Origin of the sequence: Zhongshania antarctica (genome assembly GCF_014202945.1) — a bacterium.
In the GTDB taxonomy this organism is placed as follows: domain Bacteria; phylum Pseudomonadota; class Gammaproteobacteria; order Pseudomonadales; family Spongiibacteraceae; genus Spongiibacter; species Spongiibacter antarcticus.
Window position 1 is genome coordinate 71,790 of the sequence record NZ_JACHHW010000008.1, and the last position, 12,351, is coordinate 84,140.

9 protein-coding genes are annotated in these 12,351 nt (G+C 50.5%); 8 read left to right on the top strand and 1 reads right to left on the bottom strand.

All coding sequences use genetic code 11. The features are described 5' to 3' along the window. Positions 1-23 precede the first annotated feature (23 nt). The 8 genes from bioF (at position 24) to HNQ57_RS14295 (ending at position 11,456) form a co-directional block, all read left to right on the top strand. Positions 24-1,184: an 8-amino-7-oxononanoate synthase gene (bioF, locus tag HNQ57_RS14260; protein ID WP_184464085.1), complete on the top strand. Its 1,161-nt coding sequence runs from the start codon at positions 24-26 to the stop codon at positions 1,182-1,184. Further along, positions 1,184-2,764: a malonyl-ACP O-methyltransferase BioC gene (gene bioC, locus HNQ57_RS14265; RefSeq protein WP_184464086.1), complete on the top strand. Its 1,581-nt coding sequence runs from the start codon at positions 1,184-1,186 to the stop codon at positions 2,762-2,764. The genes bioF and bioC overlap by 1 nt, the downstream gene beginning before the upstream one ends. A gap of 575 nt (positions 2,765-3,339) precedes the next feature. Then, the gene (locus HNQ57_RS14270) at positions 3,340-4,272 is read left to right on the top strand and encodes a hypothetical protein (RefSeq protein ID WP_184464088.1); all 933 of its coding nucleotides are present in this window, start codon (positions 3,340-3,342) and stop codon (positions 4,270-4,272) included. A 165-nt stretch (positions 4,273-4,437) separates the two neighbouring features. Continuing rightward, a complete protein-coding gene (locus HNQ57_RS14275) occupies positions 4,438-6,486 on the top strand; it encodes a YjbH domain-containing protein (protein WP_184464090.1) in 2,049 nt (682 codons plus the stop codon). 27 nt (positions 6,487-6,513) lie between these two features. Beyond that, positions 6,514-7,197 (top strand): dethiobiotin synthase, encoded by a 684-nt coding sequence (bioD, locus tag HNQ57_RS14280; RefSeq protein WP_184464092.1) that lies wholly within the window; start codon positions 6,514-6,516, stop codon positions 7,195-7,197. Between the two features lie 304 nt (positions 7,198-7,501). Then, a complete protein-coding gene (locus HNQ57_RS14285; RefSeq protein ID WP_184464094.1) occupies positions 7,502-9,289 on the top strand; it encodes an acyl-CoA dehydrogenase C-terminal domain-containing protein in 1,788 nt (595 codons plus the stop codon). 64 nt (positions 9,290-9,353) lie between these two features. Next, the gene (locus HNQ57_RS14290) at positions 9,354-11,144 is read left to right on the top strand and encodes an acyl-CoA dehydrogenase C-terminal domain-containing protein (RefSeq protein ID WP_184464096.1); all 1,791 of its coding nucleotides are present in this window, start codon (positions 9,354-9,356) and stop codon (positions 11,142-11,144) included. Positions 11,145-11,267: 123 nt separating this feature from the next. After that, complete coding sequence (locus HNQ57_RS14295; protein WP_184464098.1) at positions 11,268-11,456, top strand: DUF3094 family protein; 189 nt, start codon at positions 11,268-11,270, stop codon at positions 11,454-11,456. Positions 11,457-11,468: 12 nt separating this feature from the next. Here HNQ57_RS14295 and HNQ57_RS14300 read toward each other — a convergent pair whose 3' ends face one another. Next, positions 11,469-12,329 (bottom strand): sterol desaturase family protein, encoded by an 861-nt coding sequence (locus HNQ57_RS14300; RefSeq protein WP_184464100.1) that lies wholly within the window; start codon positions 12,327-12,329, stop codon positions 11,469-11,471. Positions 12,330-12,351 lie beyond the last annotated feature (22 nt).

The window sequence follows — 12,351 nt, forward strand, 5'->3', positions numbered from 1 at the left end:
TGTCGGCGCTGTAATTCATTGTGATGAATGAGGTCTTGCAGCGCCGTCTCGCCGAGCGCCGACTCCAATCCCGCTACCGACGCCGTCGAGTGCTGGAGTCTGCCCAAGGGCCACGACTGCAAGTTGATGGTCGTGATTTGCTGCAATTTTGCAGTAACGACTACCTGGGCCTAGCAAACCATCCTAAGTTAATTGCCGCAATGCAGGGAACCGCCGCTCAGTTTGGCGTGGGTGGTGGCGCCTCGCATTTGGTATGTGGCCATTCCGAGCTGCACCATCAGCTTGAAGAGCGCTTGGCTAAAATCACGGGGCGTGAGCGCGCGTTATTATTCTCCACGGGTTACATGGCGAATCTCGGCACGGTTACGGCCTTAATGGGAAAGGGCGATCATATCCTTGAAGATCGCCTCAATCACGCCTCGCTCCTAGATGCTGGTTTGCTGAGCGGCGCGCGTTTTCAGCGCTTTCAGCACAACGATATGGCTGACCTTGAGCGCCGACTGCAAAAATTGCCTGCGGATGGCAACCGCTTGATTGTGGTCGATGCGGTATTCAGCATGGACGGCGACATGGCGCCGCTGCCAGCGCTGGCCGCACTGGCGCAAAAATACAATGCTTGGTTAATGGCCGACGATGCCCATGGTTTTGGTGTGCTGGGTGAAAATGGCGCAGGCAGCGCTGAATTTTTTGATCTTGGTCAGCAGCAATTGCCGGTACTTATGGGCACCTTGGGCAAGGGGCTTGGTAGTTTTGGCGCCTTTGTGGCGGGAAGTGATGAGCTAATAGAAGCGCTTATCCAATTTGCGCGGCCCTATATTTACACTACTGCGATGCCACCGGCGGTCGCTGCGGCCACTATTGCAGCTTTGGACTTGCTGGTTGATGAGCCGTGGCGGCGCAGTCATTTACAAGAGTTGATTCGCTATTTTCGTGATAAGGCCATCGCGCTGGCGCTGCCGGTGATGGCATCAAATACCGCAATTCAGCCCCTGCTGATAGGCGACGAACTCGCCGCGATGGCGCTCAGCAGTGCATTAGAACAGCGCGGTATACTGGTTTCCGCGATACGCCCACCTACGGTGCCGGTAGGCAGTTCGCGGTTGCGAATTACCCTGTCGGCAGGGCATAGCAAGGCGGATATTGATTGCTTGTTAGCGGCGCTTGTCGAGGCGCTTGCCGCTTAATGGCTATTTATCGCGAGCATTTGGCGGCCTACCGAAAGGATGCGGCGGAACTGGTTTTACTGCATGGCTGGGCTAGCGATTCATCTATTTGGCGGCCCTTATTGGCTGCGCTGCGCCGCGATTTCCACATTACCCTCATTGATTTGCCCGGCTGCGGACGTAGCGCTAGGGTGATGGGGAGCGGCGATCCAGATCATTATGTTGACGCGATTTTGCCGTTAGTCCCAGCAAAGGCTATTTATTGTGGTTGGTCTTTGGGTGGCATGCTGGCAACGCGATTGGCGGCGCGTTTCCCCGACCGGGTGCAAGCGCTGATCTGTGTGGCAAGTAATGTGGTGTTTGTCGCTGATGCGGATTGGCCAGCGGCCATGGCGAGGCAAGACTTTGACGCCTTTTCTGCCCTGGTTGCCGCTAATCCTCGTGCCAGCTTACGTCGCTTTGAGCTATTGCAGTTACGTGGCGATTGTCATGCAAAAGAAGTTCGTGCGGAGCTTCAGGGTCTTGCGATAGCGCCTTCACAAGAAAATTTGTTTCGGGGATTGGCTTGCTTGCAATCACTGGATAATCGGCAAACACTGACTGATTTGGCCTGCCCTTGTCTTTACCTCTTCGGGGAAGAAGACGCGCTAGTGCCTGGCGCTGCAGCCGCCTTTTTTGCGAACCGCTATCCTCAGCACAGCAGCCAACTGTTTGCGGGTCGCGGGCATATTTTATTTTTAGCTGACGCAGGGGAACTTAGTTCTTTGTTGCTGTCTTATTGCCGTAATTGGGGCTTTGTCGCGACGGATAAGCCTGCGCAGCTGAATAAATCGGATATTGGTCGCTCGTTTAGTCGCGCCGCCCATAGCTATGATGGCGCCGCGCTACTGCAGCGTCGAGTTGCAGATCGTTTGATCGCGTATTTGCCGCAAGAGATCGTCGGGCCAGCGCTCGATCTTGGCTGCGGTACCGGATACAGCCTGCCCGCATTGCAGGCTCGTATAGGTGCAGAACCGCTGTTAGCCTTAGATTTGGCGGCGGGCATGGTCAGTCATGCTGCCGAGCAATACCCAAATATTGCAAATTATTTTGTGTGTGGCGATGCTGAAGACTTGCCCTTAGCAGATAACAGCGTGGCGACCATTTTTTCAAGTCTTGCCCTACAGTGGTGCGAGAATTTAGCAGGACTGATGTTTGAGATAGAGCGGGTTTTACAGCCGGGTGGATCTGCGGTAATTGCGACACTGGGGCCCAATACGCTTCATGAGCTGCGTAGTGCTTGGCGCCGAGTTGATGGCTTTGTACATGTCAATCAATTCGCTGAGCGGGACGATTTAGCGGCGGCGATATCGGGCTCAAGCCTAGCCATTGAAGCTTGGGAAGAGGTCGTTGAGGTCATGTACTACGACCGCTTGTCTGAACTGACCCGGGAACTAAAGAGTATTGGTGCCCATAATGTCAACGGCGGGCGGCCGAGTGGCTTGACGGGGCGGCAGCGCTTGCAAGCGCTCACGCAGCAGTACGAAGTTTATCGCGGTGCCGAGCTAAAGTTGCCAGCGAGCTACCAGATTTGGTATTTAAAACTTAGTAAAAGCCGGTAAAACTGCCGTATTATGGTGAGTTTTTTGGCATATTTTGGGGCGAAAGCCTCACTACAGTGCAAAAAACGCAGCCTTGAGCTATGTTAAGCATTGTAAAGGAGAAGTGTTTAGTTCGAGTTTATAAAACGCTCATATACAGACAAAGGGCGGATGCTTTTCCGAGTTTAACGCTTTTTTCGGTGATTTAGCCCTAAATAAAACTAGTCCATATTGTCCGTGGCCTAGGGCTTGCATGTCTTAGATAGCTGATTTGTGACCGTTTTTAGGTCGTAAATAGTAATTCTTTAACAAAAATGCATTTAAATTCTGATGAATTAATTGCTAGGATAAAGTGATGTTGCTATAAGTACTTACAGTTGGAGTTGGCAATATTAACTTTTGCGGCGCTAAGGGCTTCTTTAGTGCGGATGGTTTACTATACTGTGCACTCCTAACTTAAGTGTCTTAATGCTTGTGGCGCAGTAAAAATAAATATGTAACGCCGGTTTGCCGGCTGTTATCTTGGTGGGGGTCTGGCGCGATTTGCGTCGATGCTGGCAATATTTAGTTCTAAAATGAAGAAACGGAGTTTTACTATGATCAACTCGAAAAAAATGCGGCTAACGATGTTTGCTGCCAGCATGGTTGCAGCTGGAGCGTTAACTGGGTGCTTTAACGATAAAAGTTCAGACCCATCACCGGCGGCAACAAGTTTTAGTTCTACAGCTTCGTTGGGTGCGCTTTTCGGTGCTGTATGTACTGTTAAAGATAATGTCGGTGCTACTCTGCAAACATACAATACGACTCAAACTGGTAAATCAGACGTTGCGCTTAATGTTGCTGCAAATGCCACATACCCATTAATTATAAGCTGTGCGAACAATTCGGCGAATAGTGCGACATACTATGATGAAGGCGCAGACGCAGATTTAAATCTTGGCACCACGGTTTTGAAATCAATTATTCCTAATGCTGCGAGCCTGCCGCAAGTTGGTAATGATGTTGCTGTTACGACCCTGACATCTATGGCTGCAGCATTATATGAGTCTTTGCCGGCGAATGAGAGGAATTCAACTTCTGCAATTGGCTCACTTGAAAATGTTGCCAAGGCGCTTTACCCCAGTCTGCTTGATAATGGTGGTTACGCGAATTTGTTACAGGCACCAACGACTGTTGTGGATAGTTCCGCTGTACTTTCAGGTAAAGCGGGTCAATACGCTGCAGTCTTAGCTGGATTGGCAAAAGTTGCTAAAGACAATTATACCCCGTCTAAAACGGCGGCTGAGCTTGCTTCATTGTTGGGTACTCAGGCTGTTGGTGGATCATTAGACGCCGCGGTCACTAATAACATTGTCGCTCAGACAAAAGCATATGCTCAGACAAATGGTGATCAGGGTGTTAAGGATGATACCGCGAATGATTCGTCAGGCGGTGGTACTGTTGATAAACCTTCTAGCGGTGGGACTACCGGCGGTACCGGCGGTACCGGCGGTACCGGCGGTACAGGTGGCAGCGGTGGCCAGCCTTAATATTTAAGGTTAGTTACAGAAAAGGGCGGCTTTCAGCTGCCCTTTTTTTTACGTTAAAATAATAACCGATTAAAATTAGAAGAGAGGTTTCCCTTGAAAAGGAATATTGGGGCTGGGCTGTTATTAGTTGTGCCATCGCTTGCATTTGCGCAAGGGAATATGAATATGCAGGGTGTGAGTGGCCTATTAAATGTGCCAGACGCCTCGGTATTGGAATACGGCACGGCGACAATTGCGTGGGATAATCAAGTTGATGGGCGTTTTGCCCGGCCGCGAACATTGAATGACGCGGGCAATGATATCAATTTTGCCGCTGGTGCCTTTCCCCATTTTGAGATGGTTGGGCGCAATGTGGCGCCGGAGACTACCTCGGCAGGTTCAGATTTATCATTTAACATTAAGTTACAGCTACCTTGGGAGTTGCTGCCGGGGTTGAATTTCGCCATTGGTGAAATGGATTTTGGTGGTTCGGTTAACGAATACGATACCAAGTATGCGGTAGCAACTTGGCAATACGGGCCCATCCGCACGACCTTGGGTGCGGGTACTTACGACGGTCGAGTCGAAGGCACCGGTCGATTAGACGGAATCTATGGCGGCGTCGAGTTTGCTGCTACAGATTGGTTGAGCGTAATACTGGAAGATGACGCCTACTCAATGAATACCGGTATTCGTGTGTCAACGCCAGAACATTGGTTGCCAGGTGGCTGGCAAGCGTCGATGCTGTGGATGTATTCCGCAGAAGAAGGCGTAGATGATCGCCAAGATTGGTATGGCTTTAATGTCAAAATACCTTTAGCGGCAGAATATGCGCGGGTTTTACCGAAAGATCGGCCGCGCTCTGAGGCAGTACTTAATTCCTCTTACGTTATTACTGAGAGCTATGGTAATGATGAATTATTAGCCAATAACCCCTTGCTTGCGCCACCCACGGCCTCGCCAGCGGAAGCGATGTCACGTTTAGACGCGGTGAATGGAGAGAAAGCACTGCTTGATCGTTTTGTTGCGGCTAATTTTGAGCAAGTGCGGGTACAAAAATATGGTCGTGAATGGGTCATCGCTTTTGAAAATGTGCAATACAATGCTAATGACATTGACGCTCTAGGTGTTGCCGCGGGTGTTGCGGCCATGTCGCTTCCCGATGGTGACCGCTTTTATTTGCAGCTAGAAAAATACGGCGTTGCTACCTTTGGTTTAGGTGGCGAAGTTGTCGCATGGAAGGCCTTTTTAAGGGGTAATGGCGCTATTCCCGATTCAGAGATGGTGACCGCCCCAGCAAATAGACTTCGGCGCCGCAGCACAGACGGCGGGATTTTTGCTGCAAGTATAAAAAACAGCATCGATTATTTAGCTTTCAGACCTGATGTGCGTATTCGCCCGATTTTGTCGTCAACCGTGGGAACGGAGTACGGAGTTTTTGATTACTCCTTAGCCGCACGAGCGGATGTGGTTTTGCCGCTGTGGCGAGGTGCTGCCTTTAATGTCAGTCGTGACTGGAATGTTAACGATACGAAAGACTTCACTCGCGAAGGTATTTACGGCGGTGTTTTTTACAATCAGCGGGTAACGGAAGGTGTTAAAGACCGTATCTTTAGTCAGACTTTCCGTCACGGGCAAGGCTTTACCAGCATGATTTCTTATGGTCGTTTCTATGGTTCAGTCGACGGCGCATCGCTTGAAAGTCGCTGGGAACCCGGCGATGGTCGTCACCGTTTTAAGATTATAGCCACTGATTTTGAAGAGAAGCAGCGCCCAGAAAATACCCATAACGCGCGCTTGTGGTCTTATCGTTATTTTGCGCAAAGTATTAATACTTCAGTTGATATTACGGGTGGCGATTTTTATAACGAGGATTCGGGCTACCGACTGGAGTTTACTCAGCATGTTGGTGATGTCAGGTTGCATCTTTTGTACAAAAAGTCTGAAGATAACGCCTTTGCAACCTTGGGTTTTACGATTCCCTTAACGCCGCGCAAGGGTATGACCCGGGTTGCTGGTGTGCATGTTGAAGGTCAGGCTAACTGGGCCTATGGTATTACCACCATTCTTGGCGAGCAGGGCAATCGCTTAGTGTTTGGGCCGAATATTATTCCTACCGTTTATAATGATTTGCGTAACACCTATTTCAGTGGCGATCGCCTAAATGCTGCCTATATCCGCGCTAACCAGGAACGCTTGGTTGACGCATGGCAGCGCTATGGTGAGAGCAAGTAATGGCTTTCCTTATTAAGGGTGCTGAGTTTGAAATCTAAGCACTACTTTATTGCTGGCACTGACACGGATGTGGGCAAAACGCTAATAGCCTGCGGCATTTTAGGTGCCGCAGCTAAGCTGGGTTTAAAAACGCTGGCCGTAAAGCCGGTTGCCGCAGGTGCTGAGCAAACCGCTGACGGCTTGCGTAATAGCGATGCGCTAATGTTGATGGCGGCAATGACCGAGTCATTGCCTTATGAGCAGGTTAATCCGGTTCTCCTGAAACCGCCGATTGCACCGCATATTGCCGCTGAGCAAGCTGGTCGGCGTCTTAGTGTGTCGCAGTTGGCAGGGTTTTGTCGTGGCGTGATGATGCGCAAGGCAGATATGGTATTGATCGAGGGTGCAGGCGGTTGGCGCGTCCCTTTAAATCAGCGGGAAATGCTGTCTGGCCTAGCGATCGAATTGCAAACACCGGTGATCTTGGTGGTTGGTATGAAGCTGGGCTGTATTAGTCATGCTGTACTTACCGCTGAAGCAATCCAAGCCGACGGTCTGGTTATTGCTGGCTGGGTTGCAAATAAACTTGACGCTGAAATGGCGTGTTTTGATGAAAACTTGGCGACACTTCGCCAGCTGTTACCCGCCCCCTGTCTGGGTGTGGTGCCTAATTTAGCTCGGCCAGCCCCCGCGCTGGTAGCCGAATGTCTCGATCTCTCTCTTCTCGCCTAGCGACCGGCCCTGACGGCCTGTTATAAGCGCTACACAATTTTCGTCTTCTCCCTGTGTCATGATGAAATGTCAGCTATGCTGATGCCTATGCTTAACGATTTGCGCTGGAAATACTTCTGGGGTGTTCATTAAACGTACCGTGAAAATTCTGCATTAATCGACCTAATATTCAATGTCATTGACCTAAATGACTTTTCTGTACATCCAAAAACACTTGCAAGACGTAATAAAAGCGCTATAGTTGTCACTGTCAACATTGCCCGGCAGGCACTGCCGCGGCCACCATGCACATGAGGTCATTACCATGCCGCAATACACAGCTCCGCTCCGCGATATTAATTTCGTGTTAAAAGATGTACTTAAGAGCGATAAACATTTCGCCAGTCTCGCTACTCGTGAAGAGGTCAGTGAAGACTTAATGGACGCCATTATTAGTGAAGGCGCCAAGTTTTCTGAAAATGTTCTTTCTCCGCTGAACCAGCCTGGTGACCAAGAAGGTTGTACTTGGTCTGAAGACGGTGTCAAAACCCCTAAGGGTTTTAAAGAGGCCTATCAGCAATATGCTGAAGGTGGTTGGCCGTCAATGACTGCGAACCCTGAGTTTGGCGGTCAAGGCTTGCCGAATTCTTTGGGCTTAGTTGTCACCGAAATGGTCAGCTCTGCCTGCTGGTCTTGGGGTATGTACACTGGTTTGTCGCAGTCTGCCGCGCGTTTGCTTGAAGTCTATGCCAGCGACGAGTTGCAGCAGACGTATTTAGGTAAAATGACTGAAGGTACTTGGGGCGGCACTATGTGTTTAACCGAGTCCCACTGCGGTTCAGACCTTGGTCTGTTGCGCACTAAAGCCGAGGCCAATGCCGACGGTAGTTACAATGTTACCGGCACCAAGATTTTCATCTCGGGTGGCGAGCACGACATGATGGAAAATATTATCCATTTGGTGCTGGCCCGGGTTGAAGGCGCGCCAGAAGGCACTAAGGGTATTTCACTGTTTGTTGTGCCTAAGTTCCTGCCTGATGAAAATGGTGAAGTTGGTGAGCGCAATGGCGTGCACTGTGGCAGCATCGAACACAAAATGGGTATTAAAGCGTCTGCTACCTGTGTAATGAATTTCGACAGCGCTAAAGGCTTTTTGGTCGGCGAAGAAAATCGCGGCTTGAATGCCATGTTCCATATGATGAACTCAGCGCGTTTGGGTACAGCTTTGCAAGGTTTGTCAGCGGGTGAAGCATCATTCCAAGGTGCACTGGCGTACGCTAAAGACCGCCTGCAAATGCGCTCATTGAGCGGCCCGAAAAATCCCAATGGCCCAGCTGATCCATTGATCGTGCACGCCGATGTGCGCCGTATGCTGTTAACGCAAAAGGCCTTTGCTGAAGGCAGTCGCGCCTTTATCTATTGGGTTGCGCAATTGGTTGATACCTTCTACTTCTCTGGCGATGAACAGGCGCGCAAAGATGCAGAAGAACTGTCTGAATTGCTGACGCCAATCGCTAAGGCCTTTGTAACCGAAACCGGCCTAGAATCTGCTAACTACGGTATGCAGGTTTTTGGTGGTCACGGCTTTATTTCTGAGTGGGGCATGGAGCAGATTGTTCGCGATTTGCGCATCTCTACTTTGTATGAAGGCACTACTGGTATCCAAGCCCTCGATTTGTTGGGTCGTAAAGTGATGGGCAGCGGCGGCAAGCAGTTAATGGTGTTCACCAAAATCATTCACAGCTTCTGCAAAGAGCAGCAAGACAAGCCGGGCATGGCGCCCTTTGTCTCCAAGCTTGCTGAATTGAATAAAGAGTGGGGTGAAATCACCGGTAAGCTGGGTGAAAAAGCCATGGCTAATGCCGACGAAGTTGGTGCCGCCTCAGTCGATTACTTGATGTATGCTGGCTATGTGTCGCTGGCTTATATGTGGGCGCGTATGGCGTCGGTTGCCCTCGACGGTGATGCTGACGATGCGTTCCTTAAAGCTAAGGTGCAAACGGCTAATTTTTATTATCAGCGCTTATTGCCGCGTACCGAAGCTCATAAGATCGCGATGTTGAATGGTGCAGATAGCCTGATGGCAATGCCTGAAGATGCCTTTGCATTTTAATTGGCACTAAAACCCATTTTGATTGCGGCGACCTTGTGTCGCCGCTTGTCTAGAGGATCTCTAAATGCCTGAATATAAAGCCCCCCTGCGCGATATGCAGTTTGTATTACACGATGTTTTTCACGCGGAGCAGCTGTGGGAAACCATGCCTGCTATGGAAGACGTCAACCGTGAATTGGCCGACGCAATTCTGGAAGAAAGTGCCAAAATTAACGAGAGTCTGATTGCGCCTTTGAGCCAGCCTGGTCATGAAGAAGGCGTGACCTGGGCAGATGGCGTAGTGACTACGCCCAAAGGTTACCCTGAGGCCTTTAAACAATTGGCTGACGGTGGTTGGGGCGGTCTGTCTGGTGCGCCAGAATACGGCGGCCAAACGATGCCCAAAATGTTGGTGCTATTGTTTGAAGAGATGCTTTACTCCTCCAACATCGCCATGGGTCTCTATTTAACGCTAACCTCGGGCGCAGCATTGGCGATTGCCAGTCACGCATCCGAAGAGCTTAAAACCAAATTCCTACCCAATATGTATTCGGCCAAATGGGCTGGCGCGATGTGCTTGACCGAAAGCCACGCCGGTACCGACCTCGGCATGATTCGGACCAAGGCTGTGCCGCAGACTGACGGTAGCTACAGTGTTAGCGGTACCAAGATATTTATTACCGGCGGCGATCACGACCTGACTGAGAACGTTATCCATTTGGTGTTGGCGAAACTGCCAGACGCTCCAGCGGGATCCAAAGGTATTTCTCTTTTCTTGGTGCCAAAGTTTAAAGTTAACGATGATGGCAGCCTGGGCGAAGCCAATGGCGTGAGCTGCGGCAGCATTGAACACAAAATGGGGATTAATGCGTCAGCGACCTGCGTAATGAACTTCGACGGCGCTGAAGGCTATTTGGTTGGTGAAATCAATCGCGGCCTGCAAGGCATGTTCACCATGATGAACTACGAGCGTTTGTCTGTGGGTATACAAGGCTTGAGCGCGGCCGAGGCGGCGTATCAGTGGTCTTCTCTTTACGCCCGCGAGCGCACTCAAAGCCGCGCACCATCAGGTCCGGTGAATAAAGATGGCGCCGCCGATCCGATCATTGTGCACCCCGATGTACGCCGCATGCTGCTTACCCAAAAAGCCTATGTCGAAGCAGGGCGCGCTTTTGCGGTATACGTTGGTAAGCAATTGGACTTGTCTAAATTTGCCAGTGGCGACGCCCAAGAGCGTGGTGCGGCCATGGTTGAATTGCTGACCCCAGTAGCAAAAGCTTTCCTTACCGATAAAGGCCTTGAAGGCACTGTGCACGGCCAACAGATTTTTGGTGGCCATGGCTATGTGCGCGAATGGGGCATGGAGCAGCTGGTGCGTGATGTGCGTATTAGCCAAATTTATGAAGGCACCAATGGCATTCAGGCGCTGGATTTAATGGGTCGCAAGATTGCTGCTAACGGCGGTCAAACCTTGGCGTTGTTAGTTGCCGAAATGCGCGAGTTCGGCGCTTCAGCTGCGGCGGTGAAGGGCATGGACGAGTTTGTAAACCCATTGAATGAGGCGGTTGATAACCTCGAATCACTCGCGGCTTACGTGCTTGAGCAGACTAAAAATGGCGATGCTAACGCGATTGGCGCGGCTTCGGTTGAATTCCTCCACGTTATGGGCTTCACGCTGTACACCTATATGTGGGCGATGATGTGTAAAGCGGTATTAAGCGGTGACTGTGCGCAGGGGGATGCCTTCGCGCAAGCCAAACTGCACACCGCGCGCTTCTTCGTTCAGCGCCTATTGCCCCAGGCTAAAGGTTTGAGCGAGTCGGTTCGCAACGGCAGCGCCAGTCTTATGGATATTCCAGAAGAGGCGTTTATCTAAAGTATGGGTAAACGGTAAAGCTGGAGAAGAGGGCGGCATCTTGCGATAATGATGCCGCCTTTTTTATTGCCTGTGCTTTTGTTAATAACAGAAGGTTGGTGATGCCTAACCCCTGGTGACTCAATGGAAAACGAACACAATAAGCTTAACCCTGAAGATCAAGCCAAGGTCGACGCCTTCTTAAAACAAGGTTACAACGAGACTGACCGCAAGCCTTATCGACCGCTTAAATTATTGGGCATCTTACTTGTGATTGTGTCCTTTATTACCGTTGGCAGCCTAATGCTTGCCCGCATGAGCGGGGTTCATTAAGCCCTCGCCCAGCTAACCCAATTTCTTTAGATCGATTGCAAAGTAGCGGTACCAAATACTGTGCTCTTCTTTCGGTGACTGCTTCCACCCATACTGGCTTGGCTTCTCCGTTTCTATTTCGAGCGTGCCGAACAGCAGCCAGTCATACAGTGCTAATAAATTGCACATATTCTTTGCAGAGTTTTTGCCCCGCGCATGATGGTGGTGGTGCTGTGTAGGGAAAGTAATAATATGGCAGAGGCCGCGCATGGTTTTGCGGACCCACGGCCAAGGGTGATTCAAGAAATATAAATCGTAATTCCAATTAACGTGGTTATGGGCTGCCCACAGGCCTTTGAACACCGTGCCAATTAAAAATACCTCAGTCAGTCCTAAATAAAGGCACAAAAACTGAAACCAGAAGTTGGGCATGATAAACCAGAACAACCAGTGTTCAACAAAGGTTTGGGTCACACTTAACTCGCCTCGGCCGTCGTTGCCCCCCGAAAAATGGTGAGGCCGGTGGCCCATTTTGAACAGTTGCTGAACTACAAGCAGGGGCTTCCAGCGGGGCCGTCGCGCATGGGAAAAGAAATGGGCACCGCTGTGTAATAACTCCTCGATAAAAATATAGGCAATGAGCACCGGCCAAAAATAGGCCTCCTGCAGCCAGCCGAGGCTACCTTGATAATGCGGTGCCAGCTGGGTGCCGAGCCATGCAATGCTAAATATTAGGGCTGGTCGCTGCACCGCGCCCAGACCAAATGCAGCGATGACTGCCATGCCCCAATCTTCACGGGACTTTTTACCATTGCTGTTACGCCCAGCCTGCCATTCCCATATGGAGGCCAAAATAATAAACAAAATAACGGAGAGGCTGACGATGTTGTCCATGGCTGTTTTCCTAATATGCTTT